This is a genomic window from Brevibacterium sp. VCM10 (assembly GCF_000583215.1).
GTDB lineage: Bacteria > Actinomycetota > Actinomycetes > Actinomycetales > Brevibacteriaceae > Brevibacterium > Brevibacterium linens.
In genome coordinates, this window is sequence record NZ_JAJB01000027.1 from 52,155 (window position 1) to 75,745 (window position 23,591).

The 23,591-nt window shown below is 65.6% G+C and carries 19 protein-coding genes; 3 read left to right on the plus strand and 16 right to left on the minus strand.

Annotated features, from left to right (window positions below):
• Positions 1 to 207: 207 nt before the first annotated feature.
• The 10 genes from AD89_RS0107750 to AD89_RS0107795 form a co-directional block, all read right to left on the minus strand.
• Positions 208 to 969 (minus strand): CPBP family intramembrane glutamic endopeptidase, encoded by a 762-nt coding sequence (locus tag AD89_RS0107750; RefSeq protein WP_025778035.1) that lies wholly within the window; start codon positions 967 to 969, stop codon positions 208 to 210.
• A gap of 24 nt (positions 970 to 993) precedes the next feature.
• Positions 994 to 4,839, minus strand: a complete 3,846-nt coding sequence (locus AD89_RS0107755; protein ID WP_025778036.1) for an efflux RND transporter permease subunit — start codon at positions 4,837 to 4,839, stop codon at positions 994 to 996.
• A 147-nt stretch (positions 4,840 to 4,986) separates the two neighbouring features.
• Positions 4,987 to 6,240 carry an MFS transporter gene (locus AD89_RS0107760; RefSeq protein ID WP_025778037.1) on the minus strand — a complete coding sequence of 418 codons (1,254 nt, stop codon included), beginning with the start codon at positions 6,238 to 6,240 and terminating at the stop codon, positions 4,987 to 4,989.
• Complete coding sequence (locus tag AD89_RS19630; RefSeq protein ID WP_081770375.1) at positions 6,237 to 7,100, minus strand: nitroreductase family protein; 864 nt, start codon at positions 7,098 to 7,100, stop codon at positions 6,237 to 6,239. Before AD89_RS19630 ends, AD89_RS0107760 begins: the two co-directional genes overlap by 4 nt.
• Positions 7,100 to 7,630, minus strand: coding sequence for a peptide-methionine (S)-S-oxide reductase MsrA (gene msrA / locus AD89_RS0107770; RefSeq protein WP_025778039.1), 531 nt, complete (start codon positions 7,628 to 7,630; stop codon positions 7,100 to 7,102). Before msrA ends, AD89_RS19630 begins: the two co-directional genes overlap by 1 nt.
• 48 nt (positions 7,631 to 7,678) lie before the next feature.
• Entirely contained in the window at positions 7,679 to 8,344 is a 666-nt protein-coding gene (locus AD89_RS0107775) for a peptide deformylase (protein WP_025778040.1), read from the minus strand.
• Positions 8,345 to 8,358: 14 nt separating this feature from the next.
• Positions 8,359 to 9,162, minus strand: coding sequence for an HpcH/HpaI aldolase/citrate lyase family protein (locus AD89_RS0107780; protein WP_035320218.1), 804 nt, complete (start codon positions 9,160 to 9,162; stop codon positions 8,359 to 8,361).
• Between the two features lie 8 nt (positions 9,163 to 9,170).
• Positions 9,171 to 9,701, minus strand: coding sequence for a MaoC family dehydratase (locus tag AD89_RS0107785; protein ID WP_025778042.1), 531 nt, complete (start codon positions 9,699 to 9,701; stop codon positions 9,171 to 9,173).
• A gap of 141 nt (positions 9,702 to 9,842) precedes the next feature.
• Entirely contained in the window at positions 9,843 to 10,373 is a 531-nt protein-coding gene (locus AD89_RS18305; RefSeq protein ID WP_025778043.1) for an SRPBCC family protein, read from the minus strand.
• An 83-nt stretch (positions 10,374 to 10,456) separates the two neighbouring features.
• Complete coding sequence (locus tag AD89_RS0107795) at positions 10,457 to 10,819, minus strand: ArsR/SmtB family transcription factor (RefSeq protein WP_025778044.1); 363 nt, start codon at positions 10,817 to 10,819, stop codon at positions 10,457 to 10,459.
• A 182-nt stretch (positions 10,820 to 11,001) separates the two neighbouring features.
• Between AD89_RS0107795 and AD89_RS0107800 the strand changes: the two genes are divergently transcribed.
• Entirely contained in the window at positions 11,002 to 11,823 is an 822-nt protein-coding gene (locus AD89_RS0107800; RefSeq protein WP_025778045.1) for an HAD-IIA family hydrolase, read from the plus strand.
• Positions 11,824 to 12,009: 186 nt separating this feature from the next.
• Complete coding sequence (locus tag AD89_RS0107805; RefSeq protein WP_025778046.1) at positions 12,010 to 12,981, plus strand: hypothetical protein; 972 nt, start codon at positions 12,010 to 12,012, stop codon at positions 12,979 to 12,981.
• Between the two features lie 109 nt (positions 12,982 to 13,090).
• Here AD89_RS0107805 and cls read toward each other — a convergent pair whose 3' ends face one another.
• From cls to AD89_RS0107825, 4 genes are all read right to left on the minus strand, one after another.
• Positions 13,091 to 14,563, minus strand: coding sequence for a cardiolipin synthase (gene cls / locus AD89_RS0107810; protein ID WP_035320219.1), 1,473 nt, complete (start codon positions 14,561 to 14,563; stop codon positions 13,091 to 13,093).
• 188 nt (positions 14,564 to 14,751) lie between these two features.
• Positions 14,752 to 15,924, minus strand: a complete 1,173-nt coding sequence (locus tag AD89_RS0107815; protein WP_025778048.1) for an acyl-CoA dehydrogenase family protein — start codon at positions 15,922 to 15,924, stop codon at positions 14,752 to 14,754.
• 47 nt (positions 15,925 to 15,971) lie between these two features.
• Positions 15,972 to 17,969, minus strand: coding sequence for an acetyl/propionyl/methylcrotonyl-CoA carboxylase subunit alpha (locus AD89_RS0107820; RefSeq protein ID WP_197021723.1), 1,998 nt, complete (start codon positions 17,967 to 17,969; stop codon positions 15,972 to 15,974).
• Between the two features lie 17 nt (positions 17,970 to 17,986).
• A complete protein-coding gene (locus tag AD89_RS0107825) occupies positions 17,987 to 19,600 on the minus strand; it encodes a carboxyl transferase domain-containing protein (protein WP_025778050.1) in 1,614 nt (537 codons plus the stop codon).
• Between the two features lie 134 nt (positions 19,601 to 19,734).
• Between AD89_RS0107825 and AD89_RS0107830 the strand changes: the two genes are divergently transcribed.
• Positions 19,735 to 20,367, plus strand: a complete 633-nt coding sequence (locus AD89_RS0107830) for a TetR/AcrR family transcriptional regulator (RefSeq protein WP_025778051.1) — start codon at positions 19,735 to 19,737, stop codon at positions 20,365 to 20,367.
• Here AD89_RS0107830 and AD89_RS0107835 read toward each other — a convergent pair.
• Positions 20,354 to 21,274 (minus strand): NADP-dependent oxidoreductase, encoded by a 921-nt coding sequence (locus tag AD89_RS0107835; RefSeq protein WP_025778052.1) that lies wholly within the window; start codon positions 21,272 to 21,274, stop codon positions 20,354 to 20,356. The genes AD89_RS0107830 and AD89_RS0107835 overlap by 14 nt on opposite strands.
• A gap of 139 nt (positions 21,275 to 21,413) precedes the next feature.
• The gene (locus AD89_RS0107840) at positions 21,414 to 23,591 is read right to left on the minus strand and encodes a 3-hydroxyacyl-CoA dehydrogenase NAD-binding domain-containing protein (protein ID WP_025778053.1); all 2,178 of its coding nucleotides are present in this window, start codon (positions 23,589 to 23,591) and stop codon (positions 21,414 to 21,416) included.

A 23,591-nucleotide genomic window follows, 5' to 3' on the forward strand; every position in this document is an offset into this window, starting at 1 on the left:
TCTCTCCTTGTATCGGGTATCTTCCCAGTCCGGGACCCGCCCGGTACAGAGGGCGGAGCCGGAAGGACTCACCCGATCGAGACTGTCACCGGCAAGCGGCCCTGGAACTACCCGTCGGTGAATCAGAGGTGAACCCGGAGGGAGGAATGAGTGTCCCGTTCGCCTGTCCCGGCTTCGGGTCCTGGTCTCAGCCTGGGGCTCCTGGCCTCAGCCGATGTCGACGAGGGCGAGCACTCCCGGGGCGAGGAATCCGACGGCGTCGATGATGACGTGCGCCCACACCAGCGGCATGAGTCTGCCCTTGCGCAGGAAGTACCAGCCGAAGATGATGCCCATGGCGACGTTGCCGATGAACGGGCCGATGCCCTGGTAGAGGTGGTAGCTGGCCCGGAAGAGCGCCAGGGAGATGATGATCGGCCACGGTCCGTACCCCAGCTGCCGCAGTCGAAGTGCTCCGAAGCCGAAGATGAGCACCTCTTCGAGGATTCCGTTCTTCGCGGCCGAGAGCAGCAGCACCGGGATCGTCCACCAATGATCGCCGAGGTTGGACGGCTGGATCTCGGCCGTGATCCCCAATGCCCTGCCGCCCGCGTACACCCCGAGGGTGCCGATGCCGATCACGAGGAAGATGAGGGCACCGTGGCCGAGGTCGCGCAGTCGGTGCCCGTCGACTCCGAGCCGGATGGGCAGCGGCCGGGCCGGTCGGTCTCGACTGAGCAGGTAGAGCCCGAGGGCGACGGGAACGAGGGCGAAGCCGATGTCCAGAAGCTGATAGATCAGGTCGAAGCCCGGCCGGGGCGACATCGAGGTGTTGAGTTTCGCCTGGGCGTCGCTGATCGGTCCGCGCGTGGCGATGTCTGCCAGGCGCACGATCGCGTAGACGGACGCCTGGCCCAGGGACAGCGCCGCAATGAGGCCGAGCTCGAACCACAGGCGCTTTCTCTCCTGTGGTTCGAGCTCGGTCGTCATGGACTCAACTCTAGCGGGGACGGCTCAGTGTTTGGGTTCACCGTGCCCGTCGTCGCGGCGCGGGTGCTGGCTGCGCAGGGTGAAGTCCGTTCCCGGCGCATCGCCTCGCTCCCCGTCGGCGTCCCCTCCGTCACTGCCGGCGGGTTCGTCGCCGCGTCCGTCGTCGAGGCGGTCGGACCCCGTCGTCGCCTCCGGCACCGAGGCGGCCCCGGCCGAATCCGCGGACGTCGAGTCCGCTGACGTCGAGTCCACGGTCGGTGCGGGCGCCTCGGTGGGAGCCTCTCCTTCTGTCCGTGTCCGGGTGTCACCGGAACCGGCGGCAGTACCTGCACCGGCAGGCACCGTGGCGGTCTCACGCTGCCGCGCCCGCGCCTCGGCAGCGTCGAGGACCTCACCTCGGGCCATGTTCTTCACGTACTTCTTCTCGGCCCGGCGTTCCTTGACTCCTTCGAGCAGCAGGTACAGCACGGGCACGAGGATGAGCGTGAGCAGGGTCGAGCTGACCAGACCGCCGATGACGACGATCGCCAGCGGCTTGGAGATGAACACTCCCCCGCCGGTGAGGCCGAGGGCCATCGGCAGCAGAGCGAAGATCGTGGCGGCCGCGGTCATGAGGATCGGACGATAACGCAGCCGAGCACCGTGGACGATAGCTGTGCGCAGATCGACCCCGCGGATGCGGAAGTGGTTGATGAGGTCGATGAGCACGATCGCATTCGTGACCACGATGCCGATGAGCATGAGCAGACCGATCATCGACGTCAGCCCCAGCGGGGTGTCGGTGATGAGCGAGAGCGCAACCGAGCCGGTGGCCGCGAACGGAATCGAGACCAGCAGGATCAACGGCTGCAGCAGTGACTTGAACGTAGCGACCATGATGATGAAGACGATGAGGATCGCGGCGAGCATCGCCAGTCCCAGCTGCGAGAACGCTTCGTTCTGCTCCTGGGTGGCACCTCCGGTGTCGACGGCGACCGTATCGGGCAGGTCCACCTCGTCGAGGGCGGACTGCACTTCGGTCGACACGGCTCCGAGGTCATCGCCTTCCGGGGTCACGGACACGGTGGTCGAACGCTGCGAATCCGTGTGACGGATCGTCGGAGCAGTTTTGACTTCCTTGACCTCGGCGACGTCATCGAGTTCGATGAAGCGCGGCTCCGAGGTCACGGGAGCGCCCGCGTTCGGGTCGCCGCCTGCCGTACCGGTGCCGCCAGTCGCACCACCAGCGCCACCCGTGCCACCGGCGCCTCCGGCCGCGCCGGCATCACCTGAACCGCCGGCTCCTCCGGCACCTCCTGCCGCGCCTGCTCCGCCGGCAGGCGTCGCTTCTTCCGGCTTGCCCGGGATCTTGAGTTTGCGCAGCTTCTCCACAGTGTCGGCATTGCGGTCGAAGAGCAGCACCGAATGCGAGACATCGTCGATGACGACCTCACCGATCTGCTGACCATGCATGGCACGCTGCACATACTGGCCGATGGACGCCTCGGTGAGGTTCTCCTCGGCTGCCTTCTCATGATCGACCTTGACCTCGATCACGGGCTGGACCGCAGCGATATCACTGGTCACCGACTGTGCCGAAGACACCCCTTCGAGCTTGTCGCTGACCGTCTTCGTCGCGTCCTCGAGTTCCTGTGGATCGGTGGCCGTGAGCGTGACGTCGATCGTCTGCGAACCCGGAGTCGAGCTCTGACTTGCCACCTCGACGTCGCCGGCGCCCTTGAGATCGTCGAACTGCTTCTGCAGGTCCGCGGAGATCGACTGCGCCGAGACTCCGGACTTCGTGTTGACGATATAGGTACCTGTCAGGGACGAATCGTCGGTGAAGCCGAATGACGTGCCGCCCAGCGACAGCTGGTAATTGTCGACATCGGATTCGTCGGCGAGGATGTCCTCGACCTTCTCTGCCTGCTTCGATGCCTCGTCGAGGTCGGTGCCAGGGTCGAAGGTCTGCGAGATCTGCAGGGAATCCTGCCCTGTGTCGCCGAAGAGTTCGGTCTTCAGCTGCGGGATCATCGCTCCGGTGCCGGCGAGCACGAGCACGGCGATGAGGATCATGACGATCGGGTGCTTCGTCGAGAACGAGATCGCCGGCATATAGGTCTTCTGCAGACGGGTCACCGGCGAGTGCATTCCGGCGAGTTCGTCGACTGCTTCCGTGCCGTCTGCGGATTCGCCGTAGCGCGGACCGCCCGCGGCCACTCCGGTCGGTTCGGAATGGGTGGCGGCGTCGGCACTGTCTCGGGCCCCGGTGTCCTCGGCTGCGGCACCGGCCGCGACGAGGTCGCGCTTCTTGTCGGCCTTCTTCGCCTTCTTCTTCTCCGCCCGCCACTGCGACAGCATCGACTTGCGGCTGCGGCGGATCTCCTTCTTCTCCGCACGGGTGAGTTTGACCTTCGCTTCACGCTGACGCAGGAACCAATAGGCGAGGACGGGGACGATCGTCAGGGCCACGAACAGGGAGGAGAGCAGGGCGATGGTCGCGGTCAGGGCGAAGGGCCGGAACATCTCGCCGGTCTGCCCGGTCACGAACGCCAGCGGCAGGAACACAGCCACCGTGGTCAGCGTCGATGCGGTGATGGCCCCGGCCACCTCGGAGACGGCGGCGAGGATGTTCGAGAATTTGTCACCACCGGAGGCGTGGCGCCTGCGGATCGCTTCGATGACGACGATGGAGTCGTCGACGACGCGGCCCACGGAGATCGTCAGCGCACCGAGGGTGAGCATGTTGAGGGTCTCCCCGCCCATCCACAGGCCGATCATGGCGATGAGGAGGGACAGCGGAATGGAGATGGCGGTGATGATCGTCGCCCGCACCGACAGCAGGAAGACGAGGATGACGAGGACCGCAAAGATCAGGCCCAGCCCACCCTCGTTGAGGAGGTCGTGGATGGACTGTTCGATGAAGGGTGCCTGGTCGAACGCGGAGACGAATTCCGTGTTCTCCCCCATCGTCTTCTCGAGTTCGGGCAGCTTGTCGGCCACCGCGTGGGAGACGTCGACGGTGTTCGCGTCGGATTCCTTCATCACCGACACGGACAGCGAGGGTTCGCCGTTCGTGCGCGAGATCGACTCGACGGGTTCGTCGACGAGCTTGACGTCGGCGACGTCGGAGATCTGGATCGGTCCGTCCGTGCCGGAGATGACGAGGTCTTTGATCGCATCGAGCGAGCGGATGCGGGTGCCGACCTCGACCGGGGCCGTACCGTCGGCGCCCTTGAGTTCACCCGCCGAGGTGGGCACGCCGTTGGACTGGAGGATTCCGGCCACCTCGTCGAGGTTCGCCCTTTCGTCCTCGAGGTCGTCGCGGCGGATGCTGATCTCGACCTGTTTGGTCTTCGCTCCGGCGATCTGGACCTGGGAGACGCCGTCGACCTTCTTCAGCTCCGGTTCGACGATGTCTTCGAGATTCGCTGCCAGCTGGTCCTCATCGGCGTCCGAGGTCACGGACAGGGCGAGGACAGGAATATCGTCGGTGCCCATCATCATGACGTTCGGTTCGACCCCGTCGGGCAGGGTCGGCTGCACCTGGGAGACGGCGCGCTGCAGGGCACGGACGACGTCATCGGAGTCGTCGCCGTACTTCGTGCTCACGGTGATCTGCGCACTGCCCGCCGAGGAGGTCGAGGTCATCTCCTCGACCTCGGGCAGTGCGGTCAGCGCCCCTTCGAGTGGGTCGGTGACTTCGGATTCGACGGCCTCGGGGGTGGCTCCTTCGTACGAGGCGGTGACCGTGGCCTGGGGGTTGTCGAGGGACGGGAAGAGCTCTTGCTTGAGGGCACCGGCTCCGATGACGCCGAAGATGACGGCGACGACGGAGATGAGCGCGATGAGCGCCCGGTTCTTCAGGCTCAGCCGGGTCAGGAAACTCACAGAGGGGACTTTCTTTGTCGTAGGCAGAGGGGCGACGACGCAGAACGCCGACTCAATCAACCATCCTAGTGAGTGTCGCCTGAACCGCCCATGAGGAAAACCTGACTTCTCCGAATCAGGAGCCGGGCACGGGCGGCCGCTGGTCCGTCAGCGGGTCGACTCCGGCCGGCGGGGACGGGTCTCACGGCCGAAGAACCACAGGCCTGCGGCGATGATGCCGAGGACGCCGGTGAGCAGGAACGCCCACGAGTAGTCGAAGTGGTCGACGACGGCTCCGGCGATGATCGGGCCGAGGATGGCTCCGCCGTCGAGGGCCATCTGGTAGCGGGCGAGCACTCGGCCGCCCTTGCGGTCGCGGCCGATGACATCGGCGACGGTGGCCTGCTGCGCGGGGTTGGCCAGGCCGGAGCCGACACCGGCGATGATGGAGAACGCGAAGAACAGCCAGATCGAGTCGATGAAGGCCAGCGCCGCGGTGGTCACGCCGAGGACGAACAGTCCCCATTGGATGAAGGGTTTGCGCCCGAGAGTGTCGGCGAAGCGTCCGACCACTGTCACCGCCGAGGCGTTGCCGATGGCGAACATCGTCAGGGCCAGTCCGGCCACGGCGGTATCGGCTTTGAGTGCCTGGATGGCGAAGAGCGGGTAGATGGCCACACGGATGCCCATCGCCGACCAGCCTTGGACGAAGGCGGAGACGAGCGCCGAACGGTAGGCCGAATCCTTCCACGCTTCCCGGAAGGACATGACTTCCTGTTGCTCCTTGTCCTTCTCCGCCTCCAGCCGGGCACGGCCGGATTTCGTCGAGGAGCCGAAGGAGGCGGTGGAGGCGAGGAAGACGCGGACGACGATCGCGGCTATGAGCAGACCGACGGCGTAGATGACGAACGGGATCCTCATCCCCCACCCAGCCATCGCACCGCCGAGGACGGGTCCGGCGATATTGCCGACGAGGAACGCGGTCGCATAGGTCGACGATGCCTTCGCGCGGGCGTCGATCGGGGCGAGACGGACGATGAGCGCCATCGCGGAGACGCTGAACATCGTCGAGCCGATCCCGCCGAGTCCGCGGAAGATCAGCAGCTGCCAGTAGTTCTGTGCGAAGGCGACGGCAGCGGTGGAGGCGGCGACGATGAGGAGGCCGGTGATGTAGATGCGGCGTTCGCCGAAGGCATCGACGAGGCGCCCCGATGAGGGTGAGAACACGAACCGGAAGAACGCGAACGAGGAGACGACGATGGTTGCGGCGGTGACCCCGAAGTCGAAGCTCGCCGCGAACTGCGGCAGGACCGGGGCGATGATTCCGTAGCCCAGGGCCACGATGAAGGCCGCTGCCACGAGGACATAGATCTCCTTGGGCAGGCGGCGTGTTTCCGGTGCGTCGGTGCCGGGTGTGCTCACAGGGTATCGAGGAACTGTTCGGGTTTAGGCAGGGGGCGGGTGCTCGTGGTCAGGCGCTGTCGGTAGCGTTCGGGGACGGCTCCGATGTAGAACCACCCCATGAGCAGTTCGTGATCGTCGAGGCGGTGGAGGCGGCGGACCGATTCGGTGTTCGTCAGGGTGCCTGAGCGCCACATGACTCCCCAGCCGGCTTGCCACAGGGCGAGTTCGAGGAGGTGCCCGGCTCCGGCGGCGGTGGCGTGCTGCTCCCATTCGGGGACCTTGTCATGGTCGACCGGTGAGGAGACGAGGGCGAGCAGAAGTTCGGCCCGCAGCGGCTTCGTATTGGTCTCGCCAGGTTTGCGGACCACTCCGGCGGCTTCGTCGAGGGCATCGCCGAGGCGGTACCGGTCGTTGCCGCGGATGATGAGGAAACGCCAGGGGCGCAGTGACTTGTGGTCGGCGACCGAGGAGATCGATCGGATGATCTCGAGCAGGTCGGAATCGTTCGGGGTCTCCGGGTCGACCTTCGAGATCGACCGTCGGGTGCTCAGGGCGTGAAGGACGGGATCGGCGACGATGTCGATCGATGACGGCGCTGAATAGTCGGGTCCGCGGCGAGTCGACGTCACGGCACCGGTTCGGTCACTCGCCGAGGCGGCGGCATCCTCGGCGAGGTCAGCGTTGTTCTCGCTCTGCACTGAGCGGGCGGTCTGCGCGTCCTGCGCTGCGAGGTTCTTCGCCCACGGACCGGTGTTGCCGTCGAGGAAGTGGGCACGGACCCGGTCTTTGGTCACTTCGCAGGCGTCGCCCGCGTCCTGGGACCGTTTGCGATCCTTGTGTTTGGACTTCTTACATTTGTCTTTTTTGTGGCCGCCCATCAGCTCACCCACTCGGCGAAGGCGGTGCGGGCTTTGCGCAGTTTCGGGTCGATGATGACACGGCAGTAGCCGTTGTTCGGGTTCGCGGTGTAGAAGTCCTGGTGGACCGCCTCGGCGGGATAGAAGGTGCCCAGCGGTTCGAGGGTGGTCACGATCGGATCGTCGAAGAGGCTCTGCGCGGATTCGATGGCTTCGGCGAAGTGCTGCTTCTCGGTCTCGTCGCGGTAGAACATGGCCGACCGGTATTGGGTGCCGACGTCGTAGCCCTGACGGTTGAGACTCGTGGGGTCATGGCCGGTGAAGAACAGGCCGAGGATGACGTCTTCGGGGACGATGTCGGCGTCGAAGGTCACCTGCAGGGCTTCGGCGTGGCCGGTCATCCCGGAGCAGACCTCACGGTAGCCGGGATTGTCGGTGTGTCCGCCGGTGTAGCCGGAGATCACTTCTCTCACGCCGGTGGTCCGCTGGTAGACGGCGTCGAGGCACCAGAAGCAGCCGGCGCCGAGGGTGAGGGTACGAAGATCGCTCATGCAACGTATAACGATGACGCGCGCAGGTTATTCCCAGCAGGTCTCGCCTCACATCACCATGCCCGAAGGCAAGGAGAAGCCGAGTTCGGCGGCGGCCTTCTGCGTCGAGGGCTGATGCCAGAATGTCGCGACCGATTCGTTCGTCGACAAGGACCGCATCTCGGCCTTGTCGAGGAAGAGGATCCCGGACAGGTGGTCGGTCTCGTGGGCGACGATGCGCGCCGACCAGCCGGAGACCTCCTCGGCGATGGGGTTGCCCTGCAGGTCGACGCCCGTCAACGCGATCACGCGAGGGCGGGCGACAACGGCCTGATAGCCGGGGATCGACAGGCACCCCTCGAAGAAGGCGACGTCGTCGGCACTGGAACGTTCGTAGCCCGCGTTGAGAACCACCCGCAGCGGCATCGGCTCCCGTTGCCGGACCCTCGCGACCTCGGGATCGCGGGCACCGGGGTCTTCTGCCACGAACATCGACAGGCCGATGCCCACCTGCGGCCCGGCGAGGCCGACTCCCGGGGCGGCGAGCATGGTCGCTCGCATCACCTCGCCGAGCCGTTCGAGCTCGGCGTCATCGACCTGCCCGTCGAAGGGGCGGGTGTCGGTGCGCAGGACGGGGTCCCCGGCCTCGACGATGGGCGCGGTCCCGTCTCCCGCCTCGGCGGCGGTGAGGACGGCGCGGATCTGGTCGGCGATCAGTGCATCGGCGGCGTTCACGAGGTGATGTCTCTTCAGTTCGCGCGGGCGACGATGAGTTCGGCGTGCTTGAGCAGCGGGGCGTCGATCATCTTGCCTTCGAAGGAGAACGCGCCCTTCTCCGTCTTCGCCAGGTCGAGCACGGACTGTGCCCAGGTCAGCTGTTCGTCGCTGGGGCGGAAGGCGTCGCGTACGACGGGGACATGGTTCGGGTGGATGGAGACCTTGCCGGAGAACCCCGACTGCACGGCGTCTTCGGCTTCGGCTGCCAGACCCTCGAGGTTCGGGATGTCCGCCCAGATCGAGTCGAGGGCGAACTTGCGGTGGGCCCGAGCGGCGAGCAGGGTCTGGCTGCGCACATGTGTGGCCACGTCCCGGTAGCCGCCGTCGTCCTTGCGTGAGGATCCTCCGCCGAGGTCGGCGATGAGATCTTCCGACCCCCACATTAGTGCGTAGACGTTGGGGGCGGCGGCGATCTCGGCGACGTTGACGGCCCCGAGCGCGGTTTCGATGAGCGCGATGACCTGGAACCCGGACGGGATCGACACATCGGTGGCACGCTCGGCTTTCGGCAGCATCACGGCCGTGTACTCGGTTCGCGCAAGCATCTTCAGATCCTCGCCGAGGTGGCCCGAATCGTGGGAGTTCACGCGCACGACCGTACGGGTGGGGTCGAGGGGGAAGTCGACGATGGACTCCCGTGCGGCGGCCTTGTCGGCCTCGTTGACGGCGTCTTCGAGGTCGAGGATGACGATATCGGACCGTTCGGCCGCTTTCGTGTACCGGTCGGGACGGTCGCCGGGAACGAAGAGCCAGGCGGGTTTGAACTCGAGTGACATATGCGGGCTCACTTTCCAGTGTCGGTCTGATCGGCGGACTCGGCTGCGGACGTCGTGGTTGCCGAGTCGTGGCTGGAGTCGAACATCATCGCCTGGCGCACGGCCTTCGCGACGAGCTTGCCGTCCTGGTTGTAGCCGCGGTGTTCGAAGGTGACGATTCCCTGGCCCGGACGAGACTTCGAATTGCGTTTGTCGAGGATCGTCGTCTCTGCGTAGAGGGTGTCGCCGTGGAACATCGGGGAGGGGAAGCTGACCTCGGAGAAGCCGAGGTTTCCGACGGTCGTACCCTGAGTCAGCTGGGACACGGACAGGCCGATGAGGGTGGCCAGGGTGAACATCGAGTTGACGAGGCGCTCGCCGAAGGGTTCGGTGGCCGACCAGGCGGCGTCGAGGTGCAGGGCCTGGGTATTCATGGTCACGGCTGTGAACCAGGTGTTGTCCGCCTCGGTGATGGTGCGGCCCGGTGCGTGCTTGTAGGTGGCGCCGACTTCCATCTCGTCCAGCCACAGACCTCGTTGTGCAATGACCTTGTCACTCATGTAACGCTCCTCACTCGTCGTGATTTGAGTTTATCGCCATTCACCGGACCCCTGCGACCCGGGGGTCGGTACGAAGAAGCGGACTCCCGAGGCGGCTCATCCGGCATGGAGTCCGGATGGGCCGCGTCGGTGCGCTCAGGATCAGCTGCTGACCTCGGTATCGAGTTCGTTGAAGGCCGATGACCATCCGTCGTACGCGCTCTCATCCGTTCCCGAATCGCCCGGCAGGCCGGTCAGGGTGAACGTCATGCGGGTGCGGTCGGCGTCGATCTCCTCGAGTTCGACGCTCACGCGCGGGGCATCGTCGACCTCGCCGGGACTCCCCCAGGTGAAGTCGAGGCGGACGGGCTCGTCGATGTGGAGGTACTTCCCGGCCGTCGGGAACTCCTGTCCCGTGTTGGGAATGCGCATCGTATAGGTGTATTCGCCGCCGACCCGCAGGTCGACGGAGACGGATTCGCGTGGGGTGACCAACGTTTCGGGGTGGAACCAGCGGGCCAAGACGTCCGGATTCGTCCAGGCCTCCCAGACGCGGGCGCGCGGTGCGGCGAATTCGCGGACGATGGTGAAGCCGGGTTCTCCCGCCTGTGCGCTGTTCGGATCGGTCGCTGTGTTGGCTGCGTTAGCTGTGTTGACTGCGTTAGCTCTGTTGGCTGCGTTCTCGGCGTTCATCGCTGCTCTCCTCCTTGAGTCGTGCATGAAGTCTGCGTCGTGCGTGATGTCTGCGTCGCGCGGTACGTCGTTGCGGTCGATGGTCAGCCCGCAGTTCGATCTGCGGTTGACGGGTCGGTCCTTGAAAGGTCGGTGGGCACCTCCTCGGCAAGGACGCGGTCGAGGTTGTCGAAGCGCTGCTGCCAGTCGTCGTGGGCCGCCTGCAGCCAGCCGGCCGCCTCGGTGAGGGCATCAGGGTTGAGGGCGACGATGCGCTGCTGCGCGAATTTCGATCTCGTGATGAGTCCTGCCGCCTCAAGCACTTTGAGGTGCTGGGAGACAGCCGAACGGCTGATCGGCAGCGGCTCTGCGAGCTCACCTGCTGTCTTGTCTCCTGAGCGCAGACGATCGATGATCGCCCGACGCGTCGGATCGGCAAGCGCCGCGAAGACGTGATCCATACTCATTTAAGCATCCCCTTAATTAAGTTCTTACTACAATACACTCCTCGCCCGCCCCGTCAAGGGAGCTCGTGGATGTTCCGCAACAGGGGTACACCACCACCGGATCGGACTTCTCAGCACACTCGCGCCCAACCCGACTAAGCTGGAAGCAGCCGCTCCGGCCCACCCCGAGCTCGAGGAGAGACATGGATCGCGATTCGATCGACTGCTGGCTGACCGACATGGACGGTGTCCTGGTCAAGGAGAACAATCCGCTGCCGGGAGCCGCAGAGCTGCTCGCCCAGTGGCAACAGGCGGACACCCCCTACTTGGTGCTGACGAACAACTCCATCTACACCGCCCGCGATCTCTCCGCCCGGCTTCGCTCGAACGGACTCAACGTCCCCGAAACGAACATCTGGACCTCCGCGATGGCCACCGCGGATTTCCTGTCCAATCAGGTCGAGCACGGCACCGCCTATGTCGTCGGCGAGGCGGGGCTGACCACGGCGATCCACGAGGCCGGGTTCGTCATGACCGAGCACGACCCGGATTTCGTCGTCGTCGGCGAGACCCACTCCTACTCGTTCGAAGCGATCACGAAGGCGATCCGCCTCATCGATGCCGGCTCCCGCTTCATCGTCACGAACCCGGACGCCACCGGCCCCTCCCCCGAGGGTGTTCTGCCGGCCACAGGCGCCATCGCCGCACTCATCACGAAAGCGACCAACCGCGAGCCCTACGTCGTGGGCAAGCCGAACCCGATGATGTTCCGCTCGGCACTGAACAGGATCGGCGCCCATTCGATGAGCACCGCGATGATCGGCGACCGTATGGACACCGACATCATCGCGGGCATGGAAGCGGGCATGCACACGGTCCTTGTGCTCTCGGGAATCTCCACCGCCGAGGATGTCCGCCGCTTCCCGTTCCGACCCAACGAAATCGTCGACGGCGTCCACGAGCTGCTCGACGTGCCGCTGGAGAGCCGCGGCGAGCTCGGCCCCGACACCACCGGCTCCGCCTGAGGCACATACTCCTTCGCCTTCGCCGACACACCCCAGGCGCCGAGAAACGGGCTGGGTGTCGAAACACGGGTGTGCGCGCCCGTTTCTCGACACTCAGCCCGTTTTTCGATGGAACCAGTCCCCACACAACCTGACGCTTAATAGCATTTGCTTGCATTTGCGAATCTTTGGAGTCATCCTTGATAGATGCTCCAAGTGCTGACGACGAAGCAGCTCCGTGGACTCGGCATGTCCCGCAGACAGCTGGCCGAAGCGAAACAATGCTGCCTGCGCCTCGTCAGGAAGGGTCACTACGTGATCCGCAAGTCGTGTGATGATGACCATCACGGACCCATCCGCGGTCTATCTGCGGATCGCGACACGTCGTTCCCGAAAACCTTCGGAGATCTGCGGGACGAAGCCGAGGAGCTTCGGGTCCAGATCGCATGCCGCCTCGATGAGCTTCTGCCTGGGGATGTGTTCTCCCATGTTTCGGCTGCGCTCATACACCGTCTTGACCCAGCCGTTCTCGAATCGTCGAAAGTCGAGATCTCCAGGGACTCCCCTACCCGCAATTACGATGGTGTGTTCATCTACTCGCGCAGACTTCCACCGGAACAGGTCTCATCCGCGTTCGCCTATCCCGTCACTGCTCTGCCCAGGACTCTGGCTGACGTTGCTCTGGACCGTTCGCTCGAGGTTTCCGTCCCGCTCATCTCTCAAGCACTCCGTTCGGGAGAGGTGGGCCGGGCAGACATCACCGATCTGCTGGCGAAAGGGCAACGCGGACGCCGAAGAGCCCTCTTGGCCGTTGATCTTTCGAGCGCCGAATATGAATCTCCGGCCGAGGCGGTCTGTGCGGTCAAGTTCCATCGCTTCGGAATCACCGGAATGGTCCCGCAGGTCGACACCTTCACTGAGTCGGGAAGGTTCATCGGACGCAATGACTTTCGGCACAGGTTCGCTGCTGTCGCAGTGGAAGTCCACGGTCTCGGCAAGTTCTATCTCAACCCTCACGGCCCCGATGAGGCGGCCAAATTGAGTCATCAGCGCAATATGGATCTTCTCAATGCCGGCTTCAAGGTCTTCAACCTGAGCTTCGGCGACCTCTTCAGGCCTAGCATCTTCGCTGCGATCAAGCGGGCCATCGAGACAACTGATCAGCGAGAAACGGGTTGAGTGTCGAGAAACGCACGTGCGCGCCCGTTTCTCGACACTCAACCCGTTTCTCGGCGAAGCAGCCGTGCCGCAGCCCGTTTCTCGGCGAAGCAGCCTGTCCCCCGCCCGGCTACTGCAGCGATGAGGTCAGGCGCATGACGGACTCCATATAGCGGCGGGGCCACGGCCGCTTCTCCCATTCTTCCAGGGTGAGTTCGTGGCTGACGTCCTGATAGTCGGCGACGACGTCGACGATGTCATCGACCAGGTCCCCGCCGGTGGTCAGCAGGCTGATCTCGTAGTTGAGACCGAACGAGCGCATGTCCATGTTCGACGAACCCATCACGGCATAGAGGTCGTCGACGATGAAGCATTTCGTGTGCAGCACGGCGGGTTTCGGGTACAGGAAGATCCGCACCCCCGCTTCGAGCAGCGACCGGTAGTAGGACGACTGTGCCCGGTCGACCATGTACTGGTCGGCCTGTTCGCTGACGTAGAGTTCGACGTCGACCCCACGCCTGGCCGCGGTCTCCACGGCGGCCAGCAGCGATTCGTCGGGCACGAAGTAGGGGCTGACGATGGCCAGACGCTTCTGCGCCAGATACATCATCGAGGTGAAGACCTTGAGGTTCGGAGCGGTCGTGAACCCGGGGCCCGAAGGAACCAGCTGCATCGCGCTCGTCGCCCCGCCTACTTCGGGCTGGTTGCCGTCGCGCTCGTACGGGCGGATGCCCAGAGCCTGCCCCGATTCGGAATACCAGTCGGTGGAGAACACCGCTTCGATTCCGGCGACGATGGGCCCGGAGAGCTCGACCATGATGTCGTGCCAGTTCCGGCCGATCTGGGAGTTCTTCCTGTTGAGGTAGCTCGAATCGATCATGTTCTGCGAACCCATCATCGCCCGCTTGCCGTCGATGACGAGCAGCTTGCGGTGGTTGCGCAGATCGATGCGCCGGGCCTTGCCGCGCCAGGGAATGAACGGCAGCATCAGGTGCCATTCGATGCCGGCGGCGTTCAGTCGCTTGCCGAGCCGGTGGAATCCCGGATACTTCCGAGATCCGATGTGGTCGAAGAGGACACGGACTTCGACCCCGCGCGCCGACGCCCGCTCGAGTGCCCGGAAGAAGACGTCGGTCGTCGAGTCCCACGCCATGATGTAGATCTCGACGTGGACGTATTCGTGTGCCCCGTCGACGAGTTCGGCCATCCGCGCGATCGAGGCCTCGTAGTCCGAGATCACCCCGTGGCTGTCGCCGGTGACCATCGGCAGCGCGGTCAGTGCCCGTCCCAGCTGGGCGACGGAGACGAATTCGGGCTTTGCGACCAGCGACGGCGGCACATCGGGCAGGTCGTCGGCACCTTCGTGCATGAGTTCGTTCGCTTCGGCCTGGATCCGGGCGCGGCGCTGATCGATATACGGGCTGCCGAGCAGCAGGAATGCGGGAATGCCGACGATCGGCACGAACAGGATGAGCAGCAGCCACGCCGATGACGATGACGGGCGACGGTTCTCCGGCACCACACCGACCGCGATGATCTTCACGATGTATTCGATGACGATCCATGTCGTCGTCGCCACCGATGCCACCATGCTGAGATCCATGTGCTCCCACTTCCCCTTCGGTCGCCGTCTCACCTCACGGTGATGTCGGATAAGAATATCGCCCGCCGAGGCGGCCCCGCACGTCCGTAGACAGGTGCGGTGCCGCCTCGGCGGGCGATGATGGTGCTCAAGCTCGGTCGAGTGACCGACGGGAGGCCGGCACCTGCTATCAGATCAGGAGCAGGAACTCAGAGTCCGAGCTCGCGGGCGATGAGCATGAGCTGGACCTCGGTGGTGCCTTCGCCGACCTCGAGGATCTTCGAGTCGCGGTAGTGGCGGGCGACGAGGTATTCGTTCATGAAGCCGTAGCCGCCGTGGATCTGGGTGGCGTCGCGAGCATTGTCCATGGCTGCTTCGCCGGCGATCATCTTCGCAATGGCGGCTTCCTTCTTGAACGGGAGTCCCGCGAGCATCCGCGAAGCCGCGAGGTAGTACGCCGACCGGGCTGCGACGACGCGAGCTTCCATGCGGGCGATCTTGAAGGAGATGCCCTGGAAGTCGGCGATCGGCTTGCCGAAGGCCTGCCGTTCCTTCGCGTACTTCACGGATTCATCGACGCAGCCCTGCGCAGCGCCCACGGACAGGGCGCCCACGGCGATGCGGCCCTCGTCGAGGATGCGCAGGAAGTTCGCGTAACCGCGGCCGCGTTCACCGAGGAGGTTCGCTTCGGGCACCTGCACGTTGTCGAAGGTGAGCGGGTGCGTGTCCGAGGAGTTCCAGCCGACCTTGTCATAGGCCGGTTCGGCGGTGAAGCCAGGGGTGCCGGTCGGGATCATGATCGTCGAGATCTCCGGGACTTCGCGACCCGAACCAGAGGTTCGGGTTCCGGTCACGGCGGTGGCGGTGACCAGACGGGTGATGTCGGTGCCGGAGTTCGTGATGAAGCACTTGCTGCCGTTGATCGTCCAAGTCCCGCTCTCCAGCGTGGCCTTGGTCCGGGTGCCGCCGGCATCCGATCCGGCCTCGGGTTCGGTCAGGCCGAAGGCGGCCAGGCCAGAGGCGTCGGTGAGCTTCGGCAGCCATTCCTTCTTCTGCTCTTCGGTGCCGAAGCGGTAGATCGGCATCGCTCCGAGCGAGACCCCGGCCTCGAGCGTGATGGCCAGGGACTGGTTGACCCGGCCGAGTTCTTCGATGGCCAGGCACAGGGCGAAGTAGTCGCCGCCCATGCCGCCGTACTCTTCGTCGAAGGGCAGGCCGAAGAGTCCCATCTCGCCCATCTTCGCAACGAGGTCGTAGGGGAACTCGTGCTTGGCGTCGAGTTCGGCTGAGACGGGTGCGACCTCTTCGTCGGCGAACTTCGCGACACCTTGGCGCAGGTCTTCGTATTCTTCGGGCAGCATTCCCGGAACAAAGGTTTCCATTGTTTCCTCCCCGCTTGTGGCGTGGTTGTGGTGTAAGTGGCTGGTGACTATTCGGCGGCTTCTGCGGCGGCTTCGTCGACGACTGTGGCGAGCACTTCGTCGAGGGCGACTTGGGCGCCTTCGACGGCAGTGACGGTGACGATTCCGGCTGCGGGTGCGGTGAGCACGTGCTCCATCTTCATCGCCTCGACGACGACGATCGGATCTCCCTGTTCGACCTTGGCGCCGGTCTCGACCTTGATGTCGACGACGGAGCCGGGCATCGGTGCGAGCACCTCTGCGCCTTCGAGGCCCGGTGTCAGCGACGAATCGGCCAGGGGTCTGGTGAAGACGTGAATTCCGGTGTCGGTGCTCACCCAGATGCTGCGGTCCCGCGCATCGGAGAAGATCCGAGCGGTGTGCTGGATCCCGTCGAGGGTGACGTGCCACAGTCCGTCGGCATCGACGTCGACGGCTCCCGCGCGAGCCTCGACGTCGACCGTCTCTCCGCCCGTGGCCAGGGTGACCGTGGGGCGGAAGTCCGGGCGTGAGGTGCGCCAGGCACTGGGTCCTGCCCACGCCGAGGCGGTCGACCGATTCGCCGACAGGTCGGCGGCTGTGACCGGTCCGGTCAGAGTCGTACCGGCCGCTCCCCCGGTGACCGTGACGGCGGCGGCTGCTAGCTGCGCGTGGGTCTCACCGGAGGTGTGCGCCAGCTGATCCTCGCCGAGGTTGTCGATGAGTGAGGTGTCGAGCTCGCCGGCGACCACCTCGGGCAGGCCGATGAGAGTGCGCAGGAAGTCGATGTTCGTCACGATCCCCGGAACCGCCGAGGCGGCGAGCGCGGAATCGAGGCGGGCGATGGCCTGGGCGCGGTCATCGGCGCGGACGATGAGCTTGGCGATCATCGGGTCGTAGTCCGAGGCGATGGTCTGCCCGGCCTCGAGCCCGGCGTCGACGCGGATGCCCTCCCCGTCCGGGAAGACGACGTCGAGGGCGCGACCGCCGGTGGGCAGGAATCCGCGCGAGGGGTCCTCGGCGTAGATTCTCGCTTCGATCGAGTGCCCGGTCAGCGTGATGGCGTCCTGGGTCAGCGGCAGCTCTTCGCCCGCGCCCACGAGCAGCTGGAGTTCGACGAGGTCGACCCCGGTGACCTCCTCGGTGACGGGGTGTTCGACCTGCAGGCGGGTGTTCATCTCCATGAAGAAGAACTCGTCGGGGCGGTCGGCGCCGACGATGAATTCGACGGTTCCGGCGCCGACGTAGCCGACGGATTTCGCGGTCTCGCAGGCGGCCTGGCCGATTCGGGCGCGGGTCTCCTCGTCCAGCAGCGCCGAGGGAGCTTCCTCGATGACCTTCTGATGGCGGCGCTGCAGGGAGCATTCGCGTTCGCCGAGGTGGATGACGTTACCGTGCGCGTCCGCCATGATCTGGACCTCGATATGGCGCGGAGTGGCGACGAGACGTTCGAGGAACAGGGTGTCATCGCCGAAGGAGCTCGCGGCTTCACGGCGGGCGGTGACCAGCGCCTCTGCCAGCTTCTCGGGCTCGAACACCGCGTGCATGCCCTTGCCGCCGCCACCGGCGGAGGGCTTGATGAGCACGGGGAAGCCGATGTCCGACGAGGCGGCGATGAGGGACTCGTCGCTCATCGCGGCATCCTTCGTGCCGGGCACGAGCGGCACCCCGCGGGAGGAGACGGCCTGCTTCGCCGTGATCTTGTCGCCCATCGTCCGAATCGCCTCGGCTCCGGGGCCGAGGAAGACGATTCCCGCCTCGGCGCAGGCTGCGGAGAATTCGGCGTTCTCCGACAGGAATCCGTAGCCGGGGTGGATGGCTTCGGCTCCCGTGGCCTGTGCTGCGGCGATGACCTTGTCGATGCGCAGGTAGGACTCTGAGGCGGCGGCGGGCCCCAGGTGGACCGCGGTGTCGGCGGCCTTGACGTGGGCCGCATGGGCGTCGGCATCGGAGTAGACGGCGACGGTGCGGATGCCGAGACGGCGGCAGGTGCGGATGACGCGCAGGGCGATCTCGCCGCGGTTGGCGATGAGGACTGTTGAGAACATTTTCGTCATGGAGGGGCTCACATTCTGAAGACGCCGTAGCCGCTGGCATTCAGCGGGCGTTCCATCGGTCCGAAGCGGGCGAGTTCGAGGGCCAGCGCCAGTACCTGGCGGGTGTCACCAGGCTCGATGATTCCGTCATCCCACAGGCGAGCCGTCGAGTAGTACGGGTTTCCCTGGGCTTCGTACTGGTCGCGGATGGGCTGTTTGAAGGCGTCTTCGTCGGCAGCGCTCCACTCCTCGCCGCGGGCCTCGAGCTGGTCGCGCCTGACGGTCGAGAGCACGCTGGCTGCCTGCTCGCCGCCCATCACGGAGATGCGGGCATTGGGCCACATCCACAGGAAGCGCGGAGAGTAGGCTCGGCCGCACATCGAATAGTTGCCGGCTCCGAAGGAGCCGCCGATGACGACGGTGAACTTCGGGACGCGGGCGGTGGCGACGGCGTTGACCATCTTCGCCCCGTGTTTGGCGATGCCGCCGGCTTCGTAGTCGCGACCGACCATGAACCCGGAGATGTTCTGCAGGAACACCAGGGGAACGCTGCGCTGGTCGCAGAGTTCGATGAAGTGGGCGCCCTTCTGCGCGGATTCGCCGAAGAGGATTCCGTTATTGGCGATGATGCCGACGGGGTGTCCGTCGAGGTGAGCGAATCCGGTGACGAGACTCGTGCCGTATTCGGCTTTGAACTCGTGGAACTCGGATCCGTCGACGAGGCGGGCGATGACCTCGCGGACGTCGTACGGGGTGCGTGAATCCACGGGTACGACGGAGGTCAGCTCCTCCGGCGAGTGTGCCGGCAGGCGGGATTCGATGACGTCCCAGTTCGGGGTGCTCTTCGGCCCGAGAGTCGAGACGATGTCCCGCATGATCTCCAGCGCATGGGGGTCATTGGCCGCGAGGTGATCGGTCACGCCGGAGACCCGGGAGTGCAACGCTCCGCCGCCGAGCTCCTCGGCGGTGACTTCCTCGCCGGTGGCGGCCTTGACCAGAGGTGGCCCCCCGAGGAAGATCGTGCCCTGTTCGGAGACGATGATCGATTCGTCGGCCATGGCCGGGACGTAGGCGCCGCCGGCGGTGCAGGAGCCCATGACGGCGGCCAGCTGCGGGATGCCGGCAGCTGAGAGCGTCGCCTGGTTGAAGAAGATGCGGCCGAAGTGCTCACGATCGGGGAAGACGTCGTCCTGGTTCGGCAGGTTCGCGCCACCGGAGTCGACGAGGTAGATGCACGGAAGGCTGTTCTCCTTGGCGACCTCCTGAGCCCGGAGGTGCTTCTTCACGGTCACCGGGTAGTAGGTGCCGCCCTTGACGGTGGCGTCATTGGCCACGATCACGCATTCGCGTCCGGCGACCCGGCCGATGCCGGTGATGATTCCGGCTCCCGGGCTGGCGTCGTCGTACATGCCGCCCGCGGCCAGCGGGGAGAGTTCGAGAAAGGGAGTACCGGGGTCGAGGAGATGCTCGACGCGCTCACGCGGCAGCAGCTTGCCACGATCGATATGACGCTGCCTGGACTTCTCGGAACCGCCGCGGGCCGTTGCCGCAATGCGCTCCCGGAGTTCAGCGATGAGTTCGGCGTGGGCCTCGGAGTTGACCTGCCCCGTCGCCGGACTGACCGCAGTTCCCACTGCTCTCATTCCATCCTCATTTCAGTTAATGACTCTTAACTGACTGCTATGATACTGCTCACAGGCAGAACTGACAACGCATGAGTTCGACCGCACCGACGTCTTCAGCGACGGCGGGCATGAGGCTCAGGGAAGGAGGCCGAATGTCGACCTCGGACGAGACCAAACCGACGGCGCGGGCGGCGGCGAAGGCAGCCAGGCGCGAGCAGCTGCTCGAGGTCGCAAAGACGCTCTATGCCCGGCACGGCTTCCACGGTGTGCGCCTCGACGATCTGGGCAAAGGTGCGGGGATCTCGGCGCCGGCGGTCTACCGGCATTTCTCGTCGAAGGAGGCCGTGCTCGAGGAGCTGCTCGTCGGAATTTCGGCGTATCTGCAGTCCGGGGGTGAGGAGATCGTCTCCGCGGCCTGGGATACCGCCTCGGGGATCTCCCCCACCGAGGCGGCCCGGACCCTGCGACGTCTCATCGACTTCCATGTCGACTTCGCCATGGGCGAGCCCGAGCTCATCCGCATTCAGGACCGCGACCTCGAAGCGCTGCCGGACGAATCGCGACGGACCGTGCGCCGCCTGCAGCGTGCCTATGTCAGCCGGTGGGCAGAAGTCGTCGAGGCCGCCCACCCGACGTGGACTCTGGAGACGTCAACGGTGCGCGTGCACGCGGCGTTCGGAATGATGAATTCGACCCCGCACCAGGCCCGGCGGTCGAGCGCCGAGGTGGTCGGGGTCGAATTGCGCGCCGCCGCTGCCGCGGCACTGGGGCTCAGGGAACGATGACGAGTTTGCCGCGCACGTGGCCGGTGGCACTGTCCTTGAAGGCCTGCGGAACCTGGTCGAGGCCGTAGGTGCCGGCGACGTCGACGGTGAGTTTGCCCTCGTCGACGAGGAGGCCCAGGCGTGCGGTCTCGGAGCCGTCGGGGCGCACCCAGATGTGCCGTCCGCCGTGCTCGGCGACGCTGGGATCGGTCACGGAGGCATGGCTGCCGTCCTCGGCGAGCACGGCCAGCGTGTCATCGAGGACTCCCCCGACGAAGTCTGCGACCCCGTCGACCTTGCCGCCGGCGGCCTCGAGAACGCGCTCGACGAGACCGTCGCCGTAGGTCACGGGTTCAGCGCCGAGCCCACGCAGGTACTCGTGGTTGGCTTCAGAGGCGGTGCCGATGACTCGAGCGCCGGCGGCGCCGGCGATCTGCACGGCGAAGCTGCCGACTCCCCCGGATGCTCCGTGGATGAGCACGGTCCTGCCCTCCAGCTCCCCGAGCGACTCGAGGGTGCGCAGAGCGGTGCCGCCGGCCAGCGGCAGACCGCCGGCCTGTTCCCAGCTCAGGCTCTTCGGCTTCGGAGCCACCGCATGGACCGGGACCGCGACCTTCTCCGCGAAGGTTCCTCCGCCCAGCACGTCCTTGCGGGCGTAGGCGAGGACTTCGTCCCCGATGGAGAATTCCGGGGTGTCGAATCCGAGACCGACGACGACTCCGGCGACGTCCCATCCCGGGGTGACGGGGAACTGAGTGGGCATGACCGGGTCGAGGTGACCGCCGACGAGCTTCCAATCCACAGGGTTGACCCCTGCAGCTCGGACCTCGATGAGCACTGAGGCCGGCGGCACCTTCGGGTCGGGCAGCTCCCGGACCGTGATGTCGTCGAAGTTCTCTGTGTAGGCGTCGTAGACGGCGGCGCGCATAGCAATGGCCTTCCGGTAGATGTCAGTGACACTGAAGTCTCAGTGCGACTGGACAACACCGGAAGGCCAACAGGCTATTCCGGGGGCCGGTCCTGCCTCGGCGATCGTTGAGGCGGAGCCGACCTAGCTGACCTGCGACTTACTCGTAGGTCTCCCCGGTCTTCGCGCGCTCGACCAGTGAGGCCGGCGGTGTGAAGTGCTCGCCGTACTTCGCAGCCAGATCATTCGCCCGGTCGACGAAGCCGGCCAGTCCGCCTTCGTACTGGTTGACGTACTGGAGCACGCCGCCGGTCCACGCGGGGAATCCGATGCCGAAGATCGAACCGATGTTCGCGTCCGGCACCGAGGTGAGCACACCCTCGTCGAGGCATTTGATCGTCTCGATCGCCTCGGCGAAGAGCATCCGCTCCTGCAGATCGGCGAAGGGCTGATCATTCGATCCCGATTCGTACTTCTCGCGCACACCGGCCCACAGCGAGGTGCGCTTGCCGTTCTCGTCGTAGTCGTAGAAGCCGGCGCCGTCCTTGCGTCCGGTCCGTCCCTGCTCGACCATCCAGTCGAAGACGGCTTCGGAGGGGTGGGCTATCCAGGTGCCGCCAGCGGCCTCGACCGCGTCGCGGGTCTCCTTGTTGATCTTCTGCGACAGGGTCAGCGTCAGCTCGTCGAGCAGCTGCAGGGCACCGGTGGGGTACCCGGCCTGCAGGGCCGCCTGTTCCACGCTGGCCGGTTCCACTCCCTCGCCCACGGCGGCGACCGCCTCGGCGATGAAGGTGCCGATGACACGGGAGGTGAAGAATCCGCGGGAGTCGTTGACGACGATCGGAGTCTTCCGGATCTGCTGCACGAGGTCGAAGGTGCGGGCGAGGACCTCGTCGGAGGTGTTCTCACCGCAGATGATCTCGACCAGCGGCATCTTGTCGGCCGGCGAGAAGAAGTGGACGCCGATGAAGTCCTTGTCCCGGGTGACGCCCTTGGCCAGGTCGGTGATCGGCAGGGTCGAGGTGTTCGAACCGAGGACCGCATCAGGCTCGACGATGTCCTGGATCTCCTGAAACACCTTCTGCTTGAGATCGACGGATTCGAAGACCGCTTCGATGACGAAGTCTACACCGGCGAAATCCTCGGCCGAGGCGCTCGGGGTGATCCGGTCGAGGACGGCCTGCGACTTCTCCTCGGTGGTCTTGCCCTTGGCCAGGGCCGATTCCTCACGCTTGGCGGCGTAGGCCTTGCCCTTCTCCGCATTGGCGAGCTCGACGTCTTTGAGCACGACCTCGATACCGGACTTCGCGGCGCTGTAGGCGATCGCGGCACCCATCATTCCGGCGCCGATCACGCCGAGCTTCTTCACCTGTCGCGGTTCGAATCCGTCGGGGCGCGAGCCGCCGGAGTTGATGTGGCCGAGGTCGAAGAAGAACGCCTTGATCATGTTCTTCGCCACCGGTGTGTGGGTGACGTTGACGAAGTAGCGGGATTCGATCGTCAGCGCGGTGTCGATGTCGACCAGTGCGCCTTCGACCGCTGCGGCGACCACGGCTCGCGGAGCCGGCATCGGCGCACCCTTGCCCTGCTTGCGCAGCAGGGACGGCAGCGCGGGGAGCATGGCGCCGATCTTAGGCGAGGACGGGGAGCCGCCGGGGATCTTGAAGCCCTTGACGTCCCACGGCTGCACAGCTTCGGGGTTGGCCTTGATCCAGGCCTTGGCCTTGGATTCGAGCTCGGCCGCGGGAGCGAGTTCGTCGATGAGGCCGAGTGCCTGGGCGTCGGCGGCTTTGAACTTCGTCGACGGCAGGATGGCCTTCTGCAGAGCGGTCTGGATGCCGAGCATGCGCACCGATCGGGCGACTCCGCCGCCGCCGGGCAGCAGGCCGAGTGAGACCTCGGGGAAGCCGAAGCGGGCGCTCGGGTTGTCGTCGGCGGCGATTCGGTGATGAGCGGCCAGGGCGAGTTCGAGTCCGCCGCCCAGTGCCGCTCCGCCGAGGGCGGCGACGACCGGCTTGCCGAAGGTCTCGAGGCGGCGCAGCACCTTCTTGAGGTGTTCGACAGCCTCGAATTCCTCTGCCGCATTGGACGGGTCCGCCTCGCGCAGCTTGTTGAGGTTTCCGCCCGCGAAGAAGGTCTTCTTCGGCGAGGTGAGGACGACACCGCTGATGTCGTCGACATTGGCTTCGAGCCACTCCACGGTCGCCTCGAGGGCGGCCGCGAAGTAGTCGTTCATGGTGTTGACCTTGGCACCGGGCTCGTCGATGACGACGGTGACGATGCCATCGGCATCGGTGGTGCGCTGGTAGTCTGCAGCGGTCGTTTCAGTGTTCGTCAT

Coding starts and splice junctions, on each gene's coding strand:
- msrA (WP_025778039.1), bottom strand. CDS start 7,630: ATGAGCGATCTTCGTACCCTCACCCTCGGCGCCGGCTGCTTCTGGTGC.
- AD89_RS0107815 (WP_025778048.1), bottom strand. CDS start 15,924: ATGGAAACCTTTGTTCCGGGAATGCTGCCCGAAGAATACGAAGACCTG.
- AD89_RS0107780 (WP_035320218.1), bottom strand. CDS start 9,162: ATGTCACTCGAGTTCAAACCCGCCTGGCTCTTCGTTCCCGGCGACCGT.
- AD89_RS0107795 (WP_025778044.1), bottom strand. CDS start 10,819: ATGAGTATGGATCACGTCTTCGCGGCGCTTGCCGATCCGACGCGTCGG.
- AD89_RS0107785 (WP_025778042.1), bottom strand. CDS start 9,701: ATGAGTGACAAGGTCATTGCACAACGAGGTCTGTGGCTGGACGAGATG.
- AD89_RS0107825 (WP_025778050.1), bottom strand. CDS start 19,600: ATGAGAGCAGTGGGAACTGCGGTCAGTCCGGCGACGGGGCAGGTCAAC.
- cls (WP_035320219.1), bottom strand. CDS start 14,563: ATGGATCTCAGCATGGTGGCATCGGTGGCGACGACGACATGGATCGTC.
- AD89_RS0107750 (WP_025778035.1), bottom strand. CDS start 969: ATGACGACCGAGCTCGAACCACAGGAGAGAAAGCGCCTGTGGTTCGAG.
- AD89_RS18305 (WP_025778043.1), bottom strand. CDS start 10,373: ATGAACGCCGAGAACGCAGCCAACAGAGCTAACGCAGTCAACACAGCT.
- AD89_RS0107840 (WP_025778053.1), bottom strand. CDS start 23,591: ATGACGAACACTGAAACGACCGCTGCAGACTACCAGCGCACCACCGAT.
- AD89_RS0107800 (WP_025778045.1), top strand. CDS start 11,002: ATGGATCGCGATTCGATCGACTGCTGGCTGACCGACATGGACGGTGTC.
- AD89_RS0107805 (WP_025778046.1), top strand. CDS start 12,010: ATGCTCCAAGTGCTGACGACGAAGCAGCTCCGTGGACTCGGCATGTCC.
- AD89_RS0107820 (WP_197021723.1), bottom strand. CDS start 17,969: ATGTTCTCAACAGTCCTCATCGCCAACCGCGGCGAGATCGCCCTGCGC.
- AD89_RS0107830 (WP_025778051.1), top strand. CDS start 19,735: ATGTCGACCTCGGACGAGACCAAACCGACGGCGCGGGCGGCGGCGAAG.
- AD89_RS19630 (WP_081770375.1), bottom strand. CDS start 7,100: ATGGGCGGCCACAAAAAAGACAAATGTAAGAAGTCCAAACACAAGGAT.
- AD89_RS0107835 (WP_025778052.1), bottom strand. CDS start 21,274: ATGCGCGCCGCCGTCTACGACGCCTACACAGAGAACTTCGACGACATC.